Source organism: Aeromonas fluvialis, assembly GCF_000819885.1.
Taxonomy (GTDB): domain Bacteria; phylum Pseudomonadota; class Gammaproteobacteria; order Enterobacterales; family Aeromonadaceae; genus Aeromonas; species Aeromonas fluvialis.
In genome coordinates this window covers 76,118-93,667 of record NZ_CDBO01000027.1, presented here as the reverse complement: position 1 = coordinate 93,667, position 17,550 = coordinate 76,118, and the positions used below count along the sequence as shown (strand labels likewise).

Here is a 17,550-nt window from a genome sequence, read left to right as displayed (position 1 = left end):
GACGCCACATGGCAAATGCCACGCAATAAAAAGGAGCGATGATCGCTCCTTTTTACTTTCTTGATCTGCCTGTGACGAAGATGGCACCGTCGCCGATATCAGCCCTTGTGCAGCCAGGGGATCAGCCGTAACACCTCTCCCGATATACGCAGCGTACCGCTGGCAAATGCCGCCAGCTGTTCATTGCTGATCTGCAGCTCTCCCTCCTGCCAGTCGACCGGTGTCTGACGGGCACCGTCCACCAGATAGGCCCGCCCCTGCGGCTCGATCATAGCAATTCGGATCCCCACCATATCGGGCAAGAAATATTTACCCACCATGCCTGCCATCTTGTCGAGCAGTGACTGCATCTGCTGCTGGCGGGTCGCCAGCTCCGCCACGGACAGCGCGGATCCATCCGGTGCACTGGCCATCACCTGCACCGTCATATCGCAGATGGGATGCTCTTCTTTCAGGCCGACCGTCACAATCCCCTTGTCGAGGTTGAGATCTTCATCAAAAGGCAGCCTTAATTCGCTATCGACCGTTACCTCACCCGCAACTTCCTTGCTGTCAGTTGCAACCCGGGCAAAGGTGAGGCCGCAGCGCTGGCCATTTTGCGGATCGGTCAGATAAAACCCCAGTCTGGCGTGACCAAACTCCCCTTTGGCAAAGGTCTTCATCTGGCTGTAGAAGGTGCTGTATTGCAGATCCAGCACCGGCGCTGCCAGTGCCAACCCTGGCAGCAAGAGGCTCGCCAGTAGGGTATGGCGCAAAGCCTGGGTCACTCCATATTGACGGGTCATTCAACGTCCTTTTGCATCATGCATTGAAATGATTGGGGCCTTCAGTCACCGCATTAACCTCTACCCCCACCCCGCAGAGATCCCGATAGAGGATCCCCTTGCAGTTAAAGTAGAGCGGTGCCACCCAGATAAGCCCCAACCCCATGGGGATCAGAGCCAGGAAGAAGAGCACGGTCATCACCCCATGGAACAGCACAATGGTGGGCCAGCCACGCATAAAGAGCTTGAGAGAGACCACAATGGCCTGGGGGGGAGTCAGGCCACGCTCCAGCACCAGGGGGACGGTAAAGAGCAGCCCCATGCCGATCAGGGCCGAGGGAATAAAGGCCAATACGGGGGGCAACCCCAGCAGATCAAACAGCGGGCCAAACAGGCTGGTCAAGGCGCTGCCCAGCAGGCTCAACATGCCGAGACGCACAAAGTGGCGGAAAAAGTCGAACACCTGGTTCGCCCGGGCCCGCACGCCGACCGACTGTTGCAACCCCAACATATCGAGGGCACTGGTCATGGGCGCCATCATCACTGTCATCAGCAGACTCAGCAACATGGCCACGTTCATCTGGCTGTCGTCCCCCAGATAGGGCACCAACAGCACATTGCTAAGCAGGATCCAGGTTGCCGTGACACCGACAATCGCCAGCAGCAGGCCAAATCCGGTACGGCGGGTCTGTTGCCAGCCTTCCTGGATGACCCCTTTCAAATCAAGGCGATAGCTCTGGTTCAGAGACTGCTCAAGGGAGCCGCCAATACGCATTTTATTACTCAATTGACTGTCCAATATCGAAAACGACCAAATCAGGTGGCACATTATAGCGATTTGGCCTGCTATTCGTAGCCGTTTTTCCTGCCCTCTCGCGGCTAATTCGGGCCAAAAAGCCTTTAATTTCATGTGTCGACTGCATAGAATGCGACCCTCTTTCAACACGATGGCCACTGGCTGGGGTGAGACTGGCGGATGATGAACAATCCACAGGTAATTGTCGCGCTGAACAAGATCAGCAAAAAATACGATGGCAAGGTGATCCTGAGTGACCTTGACCTTGAAATCTATGACGGTGAATTTCTTACCCTGCTGGGCCCCTCCGGCTGTGGCAAGACCACTCTGCTGCGCCTGCTGGCCGGGCTCGAATCGGTCGATGGTGGCACCCTTCATCTGGCCGGTGACGAAATCACCCATATCCCCGCCGAACACAGACACATCAACACCGTGTTCCAGAGCTATGCGCTCTTCCCCCATATGACGGTGTTTGAAAACGTCGCCTTTGGCCTCGAGATGCAGAAAGTGCCTGCCAGCGAGATCCGTCAGCGGGTCGAGGAGACCCTCGCCATGGTGCAGCTCACCGAGCTCGCCAACCGCCGCCCGGATCAGCTCTCCGGCGGTCAGCAACAGCGGGTCGCCATCGCCCGCGCCGTGGTCAACAAGCCGCGCCTGCTGCTGCTCGATGAATCCCTCTCGGCGCTTGACTACAAGCTGCGCAAGCAGATGCAGAGCGAGCTCAAGGCACTGCAGCGTCGCCTCGGCATTACCTTTGTCTTTGTCACCCATGATCAGGAAGAGGCGCTCACCATGTCTGATCGCATCCTGGTGATGGAGGGGGGCAAGATCATCCAGCGCGGCACCCCGCGCGATATCTACGAATCGCCAGCCAATCTGTTCGTGGCCCGCTTTATCGGCGAGATCAACGTGATGGATGGCAAGCTGATCAGCCAGCGTGAGCCCGGTATCTGGCAGGCCGAGGTGGAGGGGCGCGAATGCCTGCTCCATACCACCTTGCCATTCCAGCCAGACGACAAGGTACTGGTGCTGCTTCGCCCGGAAGATCTGCGCATTCTCGATCAGGATGACGATCAGAGCGTTGCGCTGCGGGGCAATATCAGCGAGCGCAACTACAAGGGAGCGACACTGGATTCGCTGATCAAACTCGCAAGTGGCAAACAGCTGCTTATCTCCGAGTTCTTCGACGAGGATGACCCCGACTTTGACTACCGCCTGGGTCAGGAGGTGGCGATCCACTGGGTCGACAGTTGGGAGGTCGTGCTGCCCTATGAGCCTCATTAATTCCCCTGTCGGGCACACCCGGCCCAGCTTTGCCCACAACGGTTTTCGCAACGGGGCCATCGCGCTGATCCTCGGCTGGCTGACGCTATTTGTCTTTTTGCCCAACCTGATGATCATCGGCGTCAGCTTCCTGACCCGTGACGAGTCCGAGCTTATCGCGCCGCTCTTTACCCTGAGCAACTATGGCCGCCTGCTGGATCCCCTCTACTTTGAGGTGCTGCTCCACTCCCTCTGGCTGGCGCTGCTCGCCACCGCCATCTGCCTGCTGGTGGGCTACCCCTTTGCCTGGCTGCTGGCCCATCTGCCAACGCGCATCCGCCCGTTGCTGCTGTTTCTGGTGGTGGTGCCGTTCTGGACCAACTCCCTGATCCGTACCTATGCGCTGAAAGTACTGCTTGGCACCCGGGGGCTGATCAATGGCTGGCTGCTGGATCTGGGGCTTATCGAGCGACCGCTGCAGATGATGTATACCGAGGTGGCCGTCATCATCGGGCTGGTCTATGTGCTGCTCCCCTTTATGGTGCTGCCGCTCTACTCCAGCATCGAGAAGCTGGATGGCCGTTTGCTGGAGGCGGCGCGAGATCTCGGCGCCAACGGTTGGCAGCGGCTGGTGCGGATCATCTTGCCCCTCACCCTGCCCGGCATCATCGCCGGTTGTCTGCTGGTGTTCCTGCCCGCCATGGGGATGTTCTATGTCTCCGACTTGCTGGGGGGCGCCAAGCACCTGCTGATCGGCAACCTGATCAAGACCCAGTTCCTCAACAGCCGTGACTGGCCCTTTGGCGCGGCCATCAGCGTGATGCTGACGGTGCTGATGGCGCTGTTGGTCTACTGCTACTGGCGGGCGGGCAAGCTGCTCAGCAAGAAGGGGGGACTGGCATGATGCGCGCGCTGAAGGCTCTGCTGTTCCTGCTGCTGGTGTTTGGCTATCTCTATGTGCCCATCGGGGTGCTGATCGCCAACTCCTTCAACCTGTCGAAATATGGCATCGACTGGCGCGGCTTTACCCTGGGCTGGTATGAGAAGCTGTTTGCCAGCGCCAGCCTGATGCAGGCGGCCCAGCACTCCCTGACCATCGCCGCCCTCACCGCCACCGCAGCCACTCTGATCGGCACCCTCACCGCCGTGGCGCTGTTTCGCTATCGCTTTCGCGGCAAGCAGTACGTGAGCGGCATGCTGTTCGTGGTAATGATGTCCCCCGATATCGTGATGGCCATCTCCCTGCTGACCCTGTTTGTGGTGACCGGCATTGCGCTGGGCTTCTGGTCGCTGCTGATCGCCCACATCACCTTCTGCCTGCCGTTCGTGGTGATCACCGTCTACTCGCGGCTGTGCGGTTTTGATGTGCGGATGCTGGAGGCGGCGCGGGATCTGGGGGCTGGCGAGTGGATCATCCTGCGCCGCATCATACTGCCGCTGGCGCTGCCGGCGGTGATGGCGGGCTGGCTGCTCTCCTTTACCCTGTCGCTGGACGACGTGGTGGTGAGCTCCTTTGTTACCGGCCCGGCCTACGAGATCCTGCCCCTCAAGATCTACTCCATGGTCAAGGTGGGGGTCTCCCCCGAGGTCAACGCCCTGGCCACCCTGATGCTGCTCGCCTCCCTCGGGATGGTACTGCTGGCACAACTGTTACTGCGCAAACGGCAGGGCTGACCCTGCCCGTTTCGTCCCCGCCACCTTTGGCGAACTCTGTCACGGTGGGCCGCAAGGCCCCATCACCCCAAGGAGTTGTTGATGACAATCCAACACAAGGCCGGCGCCCTGCTGGCAGCCGCCCTCACCCTCACCACCCCGCTGCTGAGCCAGAGCGCTCACGCGGCCGACGATAAGGTGGTCTACTTCTACAACTGGTCAGAATATGTGCCGGATGGCCTGCTGGAGCAGTTCCAGCAAGAGACCGGTATCAAGGTGATCTACTCCACCTACGAATCCAACGAGACCCTCTACGCCAAGCTGAAAACCCATGGCGACGGCTATGACGTGGTGGTGCCCAGCACCTACTTCATCTCGAAAATGGCCAAGGAGGGGATGCTGCAGCCGCTGGATCGCGCCCAGCTGCCGAACTTCAAGCACCTCGATCCCACCTTGCTCAACCACGAGTACGATCCGAACAACCGCTACTCTATCCCCTATATCTGGGGCGCGACCGGTATTGGCACCAACACTGACATCATCGAGCAGCCGGTCACCCGCTGGAAACAGCTCTGGGCGCCGGAGTGGAAAGAGAGCCTGCTGCTGATGGATGATGCCCGCGAGGTGTTCCATATCGCACTGGTGCAACTGGGCTACAGCCCCAATACCCAGGACAAGGCGCAGATCGCCGAAGCGTTCGAATACCTGAAAAAGCTGATGCCCAACGTTAAGGCATTCAACTCTGACAACCCGGCAGATCCCTTCATCGCGGGTGAAGTGAACATCGGCATGCTGTGGAACGGCTCGGCCTACGGCGCCCAGCTCGAATATCCGGCCATCCAGATGACCTACCCCGAAGAGGGGGCCGTGCTCTGGATGGACAACCTCGCCATCCCGGCCAAGGCCAAGCATGTGAAAGAGGCGCACGCCCTTATCAACTTCCTGATGCGCCCCGATGTAGCGGCCAAGGTGGCTGAAACCATCGGTTACCCAACCCCGAACAAGGATGCCATCCCCTTGCTCTCTCCGGAGTTCAGAAACAATAAAATAGTCTTCCCAAGCGACGAGACCAAGAAAAAAGGGGTGTTCCAGTCTGACGTCGGCAACGCCTCTCAGCTCTACGAACAGTACTTCCTGCAGTTGAAAGCCATGGTGGCGAAGGCGGGCTAAGTCAGCTTTCTATTCGGCTCTGACGGGGTCAATGAATTAAGGGGGCACTGTTTGCCCCCTTCTCTTTTTAACCACCAGCACCATTTCTCGGCGCAACACTCATTGACACCGAGAGGGACGGGAAGCCTCGATAAACGGCAAAACTTGTTAAGCCAGCCCCCTTGTAGCGCCTCCCAAGCAGCCAAGTGCAGCGAGGCAGTTGAGAAGCCGTGTTCAACACCACGTTTGCCAGAACCTGACACGAATGAGCATCACCCTGGCTTTTATCGCGGTGCGGCTACTGCCGTTGCGATGTATCAAAGAAGAGGCTGGCAAGCAGGAGAGGCGGCAAAGGGCTGCAGGGTACGAAGAGCTGGACGTTGCTGTGGTTGAAGCTGGAGAAGAAGGCCGCGCCGAATATGGCATAGCGATACTGGGGGGCTGGAAGCAAACGGGGCGAGCCTGGCTTGGGGGTTATGGGAGGGCTGATGTAGGTACAGACCCTCCTGGCAGGCGATGATCTGGTGCTGTCTCTTGAGCCACACGAGTTGTGTTCAAGAGACAGCCATGGAAATCCTTTATAGAGGATGCTACTGGCAATTAGCCAAACAGATGATTACTGACGATAAAGAGACCGCCTGAGAGCAGCATGGTCATCGGCAAAGTCAGCACCCAGGCCATCAGAATGGTCTTGATTGTCTGGCTCTGCAGGCCCGATTTGTTGGCCACCATGGTACCCGCCACCGCAGAAGATAGGATGTGAGTGGTGGATACCGGCATACCGGTCAAACTGGCCACACCGATGGCACTGGCCGCGGTGATCTGGGCCGCAATACCCTGGCTGTAAGTCATGCCAGTGGAGCCGATCTTCTCCCCCACGGTATGGACGATGCGACGCCAGCCCACCATGGTGCCGCAACCGAGTGCCAGCGCGATGGAGACGATGACCCAGGTTGGTGCATACTCAGCGGTCGCGGTCAGATCCTTGCGCCATTTGGCCAGATCGGTCAGCTCCTTGGCCGGCAGCGGCAGCTTGGCAACCTTGCGGGCTGTGTCATCGATACAGAGCAGCAGACGACGGACTTCACGGCGATCAGTCAGGCTCATCTGCTCGTAGGTGCGCACGGCAGCCAGACGGGCATCCAGGGTAGCCATCGCCTGCAGCACGCCATCGGCGGAGCAGTGGGTCATCAGCTCTTCCTGGGCGATTGCCGGCGCGGAGAAGTTGATCACACCCGCGATGGCAGACTGGTTGCGCTGGTAGATCTCCATGATGCGCTGGTTGGCATCCTGGGTCCGGTCCAGATCATAGGCGCGGCTGTTCATGTCCAGCGCGAAATAGGCAGGTGCCATGCAGATCAGCACCAGCATCACCAGACCGATCCCCTTCTGGCCATCGTTGGAGCCGTGCACGAAGCTCACCCCCATGGCGGAAGCCACCAGGGTCAGACGGGCCCAGAACGGCGGGTGTTTCTTGCCATCCACCAGCTGACGCTCTTCCGGCGTTTTATGGATCTTGTCGCTGGTCCAGATGCGCTTCATCGCCAGCAGCAGCAAGGCCGCAATGATGAACCCAATGGTGGGAGAGATGATCAGAGAGAGCATGATATCGATCGCCTTGCCCACGTTGATCCCTTCGGTCACCGGCTGGTGAGTGATCCAGGCATAGGCGCCGCCGACCCCCAGGATGGAACCGATCAGCGTGTGTGAGCTGGAAGCCGGGATCCCGAAATACCAGGTGCCCAGATTCCACACGATGGCAGAAAACAGCAAGGAGAAGACCATGATCAACCCCTGGGTTGAGTCCATTCCAAGCAGCAAGTCGATGGGCAGCAAATGGACAATGGCATACGCCACACCCAGGCCGCCAAACATGACGCCAAAAAAGTTGAAGATACCCGATGCGACAACCGCCAGATGAGCCGGCATCGCCTTGGTATAGATAACCGTTGCTACCGCGTTGGCGGTATCGTGAAAGCCGTTGATAAATTCATAGGCAAGCACAAAAAAAACGGCTAATACCAAACCGATTGACCACCACAAACCCAAACCACTGAACATTTCAAACATAAAAAAAGCCTGTTTATGAGTTGCGGCGGATTATGCCAGATGGCGGCCAACACCATAGCCACCCTTGAAATATTTCAGTCATAAAAATAAAGAGCTTTTTAGAAAAAAATATCTTAACTCCAGTCAACATCTGGCTTGCCATGGATTAATTAAAGCCATCATTGATGGCAGGAAAGGGGCAATATCGCGGATATTCCAACTAATAACTTCATTTAGATGACGCTTTTATGACAAAAAATAGGGCAAAAAGAGTGAGAAAACATAGTTGCCCAGCCAATCTCATCCGGCCAGAGCGCCAAACGCCATATCCGTTCGATTCCCGATAAAAAAAGGGAGCACCTTGTGCTCCCTCACTCTTCGCAGTGCGACCTGTCATCAATCCTGGTTGATACGGCTGGCAACGGCGCCCTGCTGACTCTTGTACTTGGCATTTTCCCGCTTGTTGTAAGGACGGGCGGCCACACCGGAGAGCATCTCGAAGTTCAGCGCACCGATCTTCATCTTGGGGCGCAGCGCCAGCGGTAGTTTACCGCCGTTGTAGAACTCCAGCACGATGCGACCGGACCAACCCGGATCAATCCGGTGCGCAGTCACGTGCACCATCAGCCCCAGGCGCGCCAATGAGGAGCGACCATCCAGCCAGCCGACAATATCGGCCGGCAGGGTAACAGATTCATATGTCACCGCCAGAGCCAGCTGGCCCGGGTGCAGATAGAAGGCCTCACCATCGGGGATGTGGATCTCGTCACTCATCACCCGATCGATGGCATCGGCCATCTCGCTGCTCGGACCGCTCAGGTCAATATAGGGAGCGGTATGATCGCGAAACACCCGAAACTCGTTACCCAGCAGCACATCGACACTGACGCCACTGATCCGCTCTACACCGGGCCTTGGCTCAATGACGATCTTGCCTTCATCCAGATGGCGTTCGATATCGGTATCACACAGACGCATTGGGCGACTCTCCTGACAAATTGTGCGTTTAAAAAAGCCGGGCATCACCCGGCTTGTTTCATCTTGTTAGCCAATCAACATGTGGCGAATACGCGCCTTGAGCATGTCGATAGCGATGCGGTTCTTGCCGCCACGGGGCACGATCACATCGGCATATTGCTTGGATGGCTCGATAAACTGCAGGAACATGGGACGCACCGTCTTCTGATACTGCTTGAGCACGGAGTCCATGGTACGGCCACGCTCCTGCACGTCACGCACCAAACGGCGCAGCAGGCAGATATCGAGGGGGGTATCCATAAAGATGGAGGCATCCATCAGATCCCGCAGACGGCTGTCGGTCAGCAGCAGGATCCCTTCCAGAATGATCACCCGGCGCGGCGCAAACGGGGTCACTTCACTCATCCGGGTATGTTCGGTGTACGAGTACTGGGGAATGGCGACCGCATCACCTTTAACCAACTGACTCAGGTGCTGTACCAGTAAGTCGTGATCCAGTGCATTGGGGTGGTCATAGTTGGTCTTGATACGCTCTTCCATTGTCATATGGGTCTGATCGCGGTAGTAGCAATCTTCGGTAATCACACCAATCTGACCTGCGCCCAGTTCGGCCACCAGCTCTTCATAAATGGTCTGGGCTATAAGACTTTTGCCAGACGCAGATGCGCCCGCAATACCGATGATCACACACGAATGTTGAGTATCAGACATGACAAATACCTAAAAGAGAAGAGCAGTGGGGATGGTTTAAACCGATCCATTATATAAAAAAGGGTGGGTCATGCCCACCCTCAATTCCCTTTCAAGTGACCGACCGCCGATTATTCATCCAGCGCCATGGCATAGAGGGGGGTCGCAATCGGTTTTGCGCTGAAAAAGAGTTCAGCCCCTACCCTGCGCGCCAGCTTCAAATAAGCCTGAGCCAGGCTTCCTTCCGGTGCGCCGAACACCGTCGGACAGCCATCATCCATGTGTTGGCGGATATCGATGTGCAGCGGTAATTGACCAAGCAGTGCCACTTGATACTGCTCTGCCATCTTCTGGCCGCCACCGGTACCAAACAGCGGCTCATGATGACCACAGGCGCTGCAGACGTGGTAGCTCATGTTCTCGATAATACCGAGCACCGGCACATTGACCTTGTTGAACATGGCGATCCCCTTGCGGGCATCGGCCAGCGCCACATCCTGCGGGGTGGTGACGATCACTGCCGCCGAGGTGGGCACCTGCTGAGCCATAGTGAGCTGGATATCGCCAGTGCCCGGAGGCATGTCGACCACCAGATAATCCACCTCGCCCCAACGGGTCTCATGGAGGATCTGCGCCAGCGCCTTGCTCGCCATGGGGCCGCGCCAGATGGTGGCATCCTGCTCGGAGACCAGATAGCCAATGCTGTTGCTCTTGAGGCCACAGGCCATCACCGGCTCCATCAGCTTGCCGTCATGGCTGACCGGGCGCTCTTTGAGGGTGCCCATCATGGTGGGGATGGAGGGGCCATATATATCGGCGTCGAGAATGGCGACCCGCGCCCCCTCTTTTTGCAGGGCCAGCGCCAGATTGACAGCGGTGGTGGATTTGCCCACCCCCCCCTTGCCGGAGGCAACCACGATGATGTTGCGAATCCCCTGCACGGCATTGAGCCCCTGCGCCCGTGGCATGCTGGCAACGTCAATCTCCAGCGCCCAGTCGATACGGGCGGCACCGGTGGCGCTGCGCAGCCTGGCATCGTAGCTCTCTTTGAGCTGATCGAGCAGCGAGAGACCGGCAAACGGCAATACCAGCCGGATAGAGAGCCCCAGCCCCTGATTGATGATCTCCCGAACGAATCCGGCATCCACCAGATCCTTGGGCCAGCCTGCTGGCTTGAATTCGGCGAGGATCTGTTTTACTGAATCAATCACCATTAACTCCTCATTATCTTGTCTTTATCTTGAGGTGAACGGTTACCGCACACAAATCAGTGGCTTGCCTGCCATCACAGCGGCAGATGCTACCAAGGTCGGCACAGCCACAACCCTAGGCAGGCTACCCCCAATTCGGGTAACATGCACGGCACTCTATCATCCCAACAAGCACATCAAGAACGTAATATGGCAACTGATCCTCGTAAAATGCTGGTAACCTGCGCCCTCCCCTATGCCAATGGCTCCATTCACCTTGGCCACATGCTGGAACACATCCAGGCCGATATCTGGGTTCGTTATCAGCGAATGCGCGGTCATCAGGTGCACTTCATCTGTGCCGATGATGCCCACGGCACCCCGATCATGCTCAAGGCGCAACAGATGGGTATCACCCCGGAAGAGATGATTGCGGCTGTCTCCAAGGAGCACCAGGCCGACTTCGCCGGGTTCAACATCAGCTTTGACAACTATCACTCCACCCACAGCGACGAAAACCGCGAGCTGGCCACGCTTATCTACGGCCGCCTGAAAAATGGTGGCTTTATCAAGAGCCGCACCATCTCCCAGCTGTTCGATCCGGAAAAATCCATGTTCCTGCCGGACCGTTTCGTCAAGGGAACCTGCCCCAAGTGCAAATCTCCGGAGCAGTATGGCGACAACTGCGACAGCTGCGGCGCCACCTACAGCCCGACTGAGCTGATCGATCCGAAATCTGCCGTCTCCGGCGCGACTCCTGTAATGAAGGACTCCGAGCACTTCTTCTTCGACCTGCCGCAGTTTGAAAAATGGCTCTCTGAGTGGGTGCGCGGCTCCGGCGCCATTCAGGAAGAGATGGCTAACAAGATGCAGGAGTGGTTCGAAAGCGGCTTGCAGCAGTGGGACATCACCCGTGATGCCCCCTACTTCGGGTTCGAAATTCCCGGCGCCCCGGGCAAGTACTTCTACGTCTGGCTGGATGCGCCCATCGGTTACATGGCTTCCTTCAAGAACCTGTGCAACAAGCGTGGCGACATCGACTTTGACAGCTACTGGAAAGCGGACTCCGACGCCGAGCTCTACCACTTCATCGGCAAGGATATCGCCTACTTCCACTGCCTGTTCTGGCCGTCCATGCTAGAAGGTGCCAACTTCCGCAAGCCGACCAAGGTCAACGTGCACGGCTATGTGACCGTCAACGGCGCCAAGATGTCCAAATCCAAGGGCACCTTTATCAAGGCATCCACCTACCTGAACCACCTGGATCCGGAGTGCCTGCGTTACTACTACGCCGCCAAGCTCAACAGCCGCATCGACGATCTGGACCTGAACCTCGAAGATTTCGTGCAGCGGGTCAACGCTGACGTGGTCAACAAGCTGGTCAACCTCGCCTCCCGCAACGCCGGCTTTATCGCCAAGCGTTTTGGCGGCAAGCTGGCGGCAACCTGCGCCGAACCCGAGCTCTACGCCGAATTCGCCAACGCCCGTACCGCCATCGCCGAGGCTTATGAGAGCCGCGAGTTCAGCCGTGCCATCCGCGAGATCATGGCGCTGGCCGACAAGGCCAACCGCTACGTGGACGACAAGGCCCCCTGGGTCATCGCCAAGCAGGAAGGGGCGGATGCCGAACTGCAAGCGGTCTGCTCGGTCGGTATCAACCTGTTCCGGGTGCTGATGGCCTACCTCAAGCCCGTCATGCCGCTGCTGGCCGAACGTGCCGAAACCTTCCTGGGTGAGACCCTGACCTGGGACGGCATCGCCGCCCCGCTGGTTGACCACACCGTCGCCCCATTCAAGGCCCTCTTCTCCCGCATCGAGCCGGCCAAGGTCGAAGCCATGGTGGAAGCCTCCAAGGAAGACCTGGCCAAGGAGCAGGCACCGAAAGTGACCGGCCCGCTTGCAGAGGATCCCATTAGCGAGACCATCACCTATGACGATTTTGCCAAGATTGACCTGCGCGTCGCGCTGATCAAGAAGGCTGAAGCGGTACCGGAAGCCGAGAAGCTGCTCAAGCTGCAACTGGATATCGGCGGCGAAACCCGTCAGGTGTTTGCCGGTATCAAGTCCGCTTACAACCCGGAAGATCTGGAAGGCAAGCTGACCGTGATGGTGGCCAACCTGGCGCCGCGCAAGATGCGTTTCGGCATGTCCGAAGGCATGGTGCTGGCCGCAGGCCCGGGTGGCAAGGATCTCTGGATCCTGGAGCCGCAGGATGGTGCCCAGCCGGGGATGCGCGTCAAGTAAGCATCTTGCTCACTGAGAGACATGTACAACCAGATACAGAAGAGAGGCCAAACGGTCTCTCTTTTTTTGTCTCACCTGTTTGGCCTGGATAGTTTTGTCGGTGCTTGTCGCGGATGACTTCCGTAGATTGCGGCCTCGGGACTATCCACCAGACTTGGCGGACGATACATTTTGTTCTGAATACCTGACCACCCGACTTGGCATGTCATTCATGCTGTGGCCTGCCTGCATCGCCAGTTTGAGCGCCACCAGCTCCGCCTGCTGGCAGTCCAGTTGACGCAAACGGGCAGTGATCTTTTGCTTCAACTGCTGCCACCGTTTCGTTTGCTTGTGGGGGCGTCCCTGCTCTGCTCGCAACCTCCGCCGCCATTGACGCCAATCCTGCAACTGGCCGAGTCGCTCCTGCCAATGAGTCAGGGTGCTCAACCAGCTCTGCTCCCCGACCCCCAGCGCCTGCAGCAGCTCAACGCCATAACGGACCTGCTTGATCTCGAGGCGCAGCCGATGCCAGCGGCGCAACTGTTGACGACGAGAGTGGGCCGATTTTCCGGTAGAGAGAGGAAGTTCATCGAGGACGCACTGCGCCTCATCAAGCCGCAGGGCCAGATGTTGCTGATAAAGCGACACCAATGCCCGCGCATCCGGCACCTGCGCCACAGCCGCAAGCCAGCGGGTTAGTCGGCGCGACAACATGGGCACTCGGCAAACAGGTGCATGGGGGCCCGTCATGGCGGCAGACGGCTTGCCAAAACGCTCGGCGTAGACCTGCGCATCCCGCAGCGCCGAGAGCCGCCCGACCGAGCGCAGCAGACGCCTCTCCAGCTCGGGGTGATAGACCAATGGCCGCCACAGGGCTAGCAGCGCCAGCAAGCGGCGCGCCGCGATACGGTAGCCATGCACGGCCGGTTCGCTGGCCTCTTCACGCACCGCCCGCGCAACCTCCTGATAACGGGCGACCCAACCCTTTGCCTGAGTCAGCAACAGACCTTCCTTGTCAGCGTTCATCTCGTCCCCGCCGCTTCAGTTGGTGTGAAAGCCCTGACCGGTGGGCGGCAGCGCCTCTTCATACTCCATCCGGGTCACTCTGGCGGTGCGTGGGCCATGCTCCAGCCAGCCCAACATCATCTGCACCCCCTGCGCGGGGCCGCAGATCAGGATCTCCACCGAGCCATCCTCGAGATTGTAGGCATGGCCTCGCAGGCCCAGTTGCAAGGCTCGCTCGCGAGTGAAATAGCGAAACCCGACGCCCTGCACCTGCCCCCACACCCGAATGACAAACGATTGCTCTCCCATTTCTCACACCTTCCACTTAAGAAAAAATTTTCCGAGACGATAATGTATCCCGACACTCTATCTCTGCAGGATGCAGTTCCATTATGAAAGAAGTTAAATTCCGGTGGGTTGACCGCTATCTCATTCACCTCACCATCAGTGAAAAATTCCATATTGCGTTCTGGCTTCCGCTCTTCATCATAGCCTTCCTCAGCTGGTACATGCTGGCGGCCAGCCATCAGCAAGAGATCTCCCTGCGGGTAGCGCAGTTGCAGCAGCGGGTCGAGACAACGGCGCAGTTAGTTAGTCAGCAGCCCACCCTGGTATTGTCTGCTGATCTGCAGCTGGCTCAGCAAGGCATTGGCGGGTTGCAGCAGCGAGGGGATCACTACCAGTTTACCGCGCCAGCGGGTCAGGCGGGCTACGTCACCGGCGGTCTCGATACCGGCAAGCTCTCCATGTGGGAAGGTCAGGGCTCGACCCTGATCCTGATCGGCGCACTGGCCGCTCTGATGGCACTGGTGAGCCACTACATGATGACCTTTGTCTCCGGTGCCCTCTACTCCACCAACAAGGCGTTGCAAACCGTGGCGGACGGGGATCTCACCTTCCGACTCAACTTTTTCCCGGTGCGCGATGAGTTCTCCACCCTGGCGGGCAGCATCGACCGCTTTACCGATCGCCAGCATCAGATCGTCAAGCTGGTGGAAGAGTCTGCCGAAGCGCTGACCATGGCCGCCGACGAGTTTCGTGACCATGCCCGCGAAGGCGAGACCATGGCGCGCTCCCAGCGCCAGCACATGGATTCGCTGGCCACCGCCATGGAACAGATGTCGACGGCCATCCGCGAAGTGGCCCGCAATGCCAACGACACCCTGCAACAGACTCGCCAGTCGAGTGAAGAGGCGGCCAATGGCGCCAACCGAGTTGCTCGTACCATAGCGGCGATCCGCACCCTGGCCGACGAGATAGGTAACGCCTCCGGCGCGGTGGAGCGCCTCACCCACAATGCCAACCGGATCAACGAGGTGGTCAACGTCATCAACGCCATCTCCCAGCAGACCAACTTGCTGGCCCTCAACGCAGCTATCGAAGCGGCCCGTGCCGGTGAGCAGGGTCGCGGCTTTGCCGTGGTGGCGGATGAAGTGCGCACCCTCGCCAGTCGCACCCAACAGGCGACGGTGGAGATCCAGCAGATGATCGAAGAGCTGCAGGGCGGCACCGGCGCCCTCAACGAGATCATGGAGAAGACCGTCGAGCGCGCCGCCAGCAGCCAGCAGCTCATCAGCGAGGTAGGGCTGGATATCGAGAAACTGAGCAACCACAGCGATGCGGTGCTGGAGATGAGCAGCCAGATCGCCACCGCCAGCGAAGAGCAGAGCGCGGTCGCCGCCGACATCACCCACAATCTCGATCAGGTACGCCACGAAGCGGCACAGGTGGAAGCCTCCGCCAGCGCCTCGGTAGCCGGAACTCAGGGACTGAAAGCCACCGCCACCGAGCTGACCCAGGCACTCAAGGGGATTAAGATATGACCATATAAGCTGCCAGATCAGGGCAACCCCATCCATTACACAGGGTTGTTTGAGTTTTAGCTGCGGGCCACATAGAATGTGGCCCCTTTTCTTTCTACCATCGGCAAACATCCATGAGCGTGTTCATCTATCTCGTCAAAGGCCGCGAAAAATCCCTGCTGCGCCGTCATCCCTGGATCTTCTCCAAGGGGATTGAGCGGGTTGAAGGCAACCCCGTTGACGGCGACACCGTCGAGATCTATGCCAACGATGGCAAGTGGCTGGCCCGTGGCGCCTGGTCAGGCAGCTCCCAGATCCGTGCCCGGGTCTGGACCTTCGACAAGAACGAGACCATCGATCTCGATTTCTTTATCCGTCGCCTCAAATATGCCCAGGAGTCTCGCGATCCGCTGATCAAGCGTCAGGGGCTCACCGGCTATCGCCTCTGCGCCGCCGAATCAGATGGCCTGCCAGGCTTGACCATCGACCGTTATGCCGATTTTCTGGTGTGCCAAATTCTCTCCGCCGGTGCCGAGTTCCAGCGCGAGCTGATCACGCAAGCGCTGCGTACCCTCTACCCAGAGTGCAGCATCTATGAGCGATCCGACGTGGCGGTACGCAAGAAGGAAGGGCTGAAAGAGCGCACCGGCGTCATCTATGGCGAGACCCCGAACGAGCCGGTAGTGATCGAGGAGAACGGCGGCGTCAAGATCCTGGTGGATATTCGCAATGGCCACAAAACCGGTTTCTATCTGGATCAGCGAGACAACCGTCAGGCCGCCTCCAAGTACACCGAAGGCAAGCGCGTACTCAACTGCTTCAGCTACACCGGCGGTTTTGGCGTTTATGCCCTCAAGGGCGGCGCCAAAGAGGTGGTCAACGTCGATCTCTCCCAGAACGCACTGGATATCGCCCGACAGAACGCCGAGCTGAACGGGCTCGATACCAGCAACACCCAGTTTATCCGTCACGACGTGTTCAAGCTGCTGCGTGAATACCGCGAGAAGGGCGAGAAGTTCGACGTCATCGTGCTGGATCCGCCCAAGTTTGCCGAGAGCAAGGCCCAGTTGCTGGGGGCCTGCCGCGGCTACAAGGACATCAACATGCTGGCGTTCCAGCTGCTGGCGCCGGGTGGTGTGCTCTTGACCTACTCCTGCTCCGGCCTGATGGAGCAGAGCCTGTTCCAGAAGATCGTGGCCGATGCGGCGCTCGATGCCGGTCGCGATGCCCAGATCCTGGAGCTGCTCTCCCAGGCGTCTGATCACCCCATCGGTACCGCCTATCCGGAAGGCTTCTACCTCAAGGGTCTGGTGGTGCGCGCCCGCTGATCGGCAGTCCCCCTCCCCTTGTGATCAATCAGGCCCCTTGCGGGCCTGATTTTTTCCCCACCACTGTGTTTGCCCAATAACGGCGTTGGAGTTGGACCCGCATCACTCTCCTCAGATCAGCTCATCCAGACTGTTCATCACCCAGGCGCTCGGGTGCTGGCTAAAGCCGAGCTTGGGGTAGTAGTCCACCGCCTGCGGCGCCGCCAGCAGGATCAGCTTGCAGCCGGGCTGCAATTGCAAAAACGTCTCGCGAATAAGGGCTTTGCCAATCCCCTGCCCCTGCACCGACTCGGCTACCGCCAGATCCGAGAGGTAGCAACAAAAATGAAAGTCGGTCACCGAACGGGCCACCCCGACCAGCGACGTCCCCTGCCAGGCGGTGACCAGCAGATTGGCGTGATCCAGCATCCCCAGCAGGGTGGCCAGATTGTCGATGGGACGCCTAGCCCCCAGCGTGGTCTGTTCGAGCAGCGCCACAAACTGCAGCGCCGTGATGGGCTGGTTGATCAAAAATCGGATTGGCACGACTTATTCCTCCTGATTGCAGCCAAAGAACCCTCGCCTGATGCAACACGCGCGGGCAATTCCCGGCTGCTTATATGAATTCCTGTTCGAACCCCAAGGGGCAAATGTGGCATAATGCTCCGTCCTGTGGCCCTT

At 58.6% G+C, this 17,550-nt stretch carries 16 protein-coding genes; 7 read left to right on the top strand and 9 right to left on the bottom strand.

Annotation, left to right across the window (positions count from 1 at the left end):
* Nucleotides 1-98: 98 nt before the first annotated feature.
* Both BN1125_RS06405 and BN1125_RS06400 read right to left on the bottom strand, forming a co-directional pair.
* Nucleotides 99-785 (bottom strand): DUF2987 domain-containing protein, encoded by a 687-nt coding sequence (locus BN1125_RS06405; RefSeq protein ID WP_042011306.1) that lies wholly within the window; start codon nucleotides 783-785, stop codon nucleotides 99-101.
* Nucleotides 786-801: 16 nt separating this feature from the next.
* Nucleotides 802-1,539, bottom strand: a complete 738-nt coding sequence (locus BN1125_RS06400) for a DUF2189 domain-containing protein (protein WP_042011305.1) — start codon at nucleotides 1,537-1,539, stop codon at nucleotides 802-804.
* Nucleotides 1,540-1,740: 201 nt separating this feature from the next.
* Here BN1125_RS06400 and potA point away from each other — a divergent pair, with 201 nt between their 5' ends.
* From potA to BN1125_RS06380, 4 genes are all read left to right on the top strand, one after another.
* The gene (potA, locus tag BN1125_RS06395) at nucleotides 1,741-2,844 is read left to right on the top strand and encodes a spermidine/putrescine ABC transporter ATP-binding protein PotA (RefSeq protein WP_084202269.1); all 1,104 of its coding nucleotides are present in this window, start codon (nucleotides 1,741-1,743) and stop codon (nucleotides 2,842-2,844) included.
* Nucleotides 2,831-3,727, top strand: a complete 897-nt coding sequence (gene potB / locus BN1125_RS06390) for a spermidine/putrescine ABC transporter permease PotB (protein WP_042011304.1) — start codon at nucleotides 2,831-2,833, stop codon at nucleotides 3,725-3,727. The genes potA and potB overlap by 14 nt, the downstream gene beginning before the upstream one ends.
* A complete protein-coding gene (gene potC / locus BN1125_RS06385) occupies nucleotides 3,724-4,497 on the top strand; it encodes a spermidine/putrescine ABC transporter permease PotC (RefSeq protein WP_042011303.1) in 774 nt (257 codons plus the stop codon). The genes potB and potC overlap by 4 nt, the downstream gene beginning before the upstream one ends.
* Nucleotides 4,498-4,578: 81 nt before the next feature.
* Nucleotides 4,579-5,646 carry an extracellular solute-binding protein gene (locus BN1125_RS06380; RefSeq protein ID WP_156993153.1) on the top strand — a complete coding sequence of 356 codons (1,068 nt, stop codon included), beginning with the start codon at nucleotides 4,579-4,581 and terminating at the stop codon, nucleotides 5,644-5,646.
* A 579-nt stretch (nucleotides 5,647-6,225) separates the two neighbouring features.
* On the opposite strand, the gene BN1125_RS06370 is transcribed toward BN1125_RS06380, so the two are convergent.
* The 4 genes from BN1125_RS06370 to apbC form a co-directional block, all read right to left on the bottom strand.
* Complete coding sequence (locus BN1125_RS06370) at nucleotides 6,226-7,695, bottom strand: inorganic phosphate transporter (RefSeq protein ID WP_042011301.1); 1,470 nt, start codon at nucleotides 7,693-7,695, stop codon at nucleotides 6,226-6,228.
* Nucleotides 7,696-8,070: 375 nt separating this feature from the next.
* Nucleotides 8,071-8,652 carry a dCTP deaminase gene (gene dcd / locus BN1125_RS06365; protein WP_005336719.1) on the bottom strand — a complete coding sequence of 194 codons (582 nt, stop codon included), beginning with the start codon at nucleotides 8,650-8,652 and terminating at the stop codon, nucleotides 8,071-8,073.
* A gap of 66 nt (nucleotides 8,653-8,718) precedes the next feature.
* A complete protein-coding gene (gene udk, locus BN1125_RS06360) occupies nucleotides 8,719-9,363 on the bottom strand; it encodes a uridine kinase (protein WP_042011300.1) in 645 nt (214 codons plus the stop codon).
* Between the two features lie 110 nt (nucleotides 9,364-9,473).
* The gene (gene apbC, locus BN1125_RS06355) at nucleotides 9,474-10,556 is read right to left on the bottom strand and encodes an iron-sulfur cluster carrier protein ApbC (RefSeq protein ID WP_042011299.1); all 1,083 of its coding nucleotides are present in this window, start codon (nucleotides 10,554-10,556) and stop codon (nucleotides 9,474-9,476) included.
* Nucleotides 10,557-10,742: 186 nt separating this feature from the next.
* Between apbC and metG the strand changes: the two genes are divergently transcribed.
* The gene (metG, locus tag BN1125_RS06350; protein ID WP_042011298.1) at nucleotides 10,743-12,776 is read left to right on the top strand and encodes a methionine--tRNA ligase; all 2,034 of its coding nucleotides are present in this window, start codon (nucleotides 10,743-10,745) and stop codon (nucleotides 12,774-12,776) included.
* A 141-nt stretch (nucleotides 12,777-12,917) separates the two neighbouring features.
* On the opposite strand, the gene BN1125_RS06345 is transcribed toward metG, so the two are convergent.
* Entirely contained in the window at nucleotides 12,918-13,781 is an 864-nt protein-coding gene (locus BN1125_RS06345; RefSeq protein WP_042011297.1) for a CHAD domain-containing protein, read from the bottom strand.
* Between the two features lie 15 nt (nucleotides 13,782-13,796).
* A complete protein-coding gene (gene yccX / locus BN1125_RS06340; protein ID WP_042011296.1) occupies nucleotides 13,797-14,069 on the bottom strand; it encodes an acylphosphatase in 273 nt (90 codons plus the stop codon).
* A gap of 83 nt (nucleotides 14,070-14,152) precedes the next feature.
* Here yccX and BN1125_RS06335 point away from each other — a divergent pair, with 83 nt between their 5' ends.
* The gene (locus tag BN1125_RS06335) at nucleotides 14,153-15,583 is read left to right on the top strand and encodes a methyl-accepting chemotaxis protein (protein ID WP_042011295.1); all 1,431 of its coding nucleotides are present in this window, start codon (nucleotides 14,153-14,155) and stop codon (nucleotides 15,581-15,583) included.
* A 113-nt stretch (nucleotides 15,584-15,696) separates the two neighbouring features.
* A complete protein-coding gene (locus BN1125_RS06330) occupies nucleotides 15,697-16,890 on the top strand; it encodes a class I SAM-dependent methyltransferase (protein WP_042011294.1) in 1,194 nt (397 codons plus the stop codon).
* 111 nt (nucleotides 16,891-17,001) lie between these two features.
* Here the strand turns inward: BN1125_RS06330 and BN1125_RS06325 are convergent, their stop codons facing one another.
* Nucleotides 17,002-17,415, bottom strand: coding sequence for a GNAT family N-acetyltransferase (locus tag BN1125_RS06325; RefSeq protein WP_042011293.1), 414 nt, complete (start codon nucleotides 17,413-17,415; stop codon nucleotides 17,002-17,004).
* Nucleotides 17,416-17,550 lie beyond the last annotated feature (135 nt).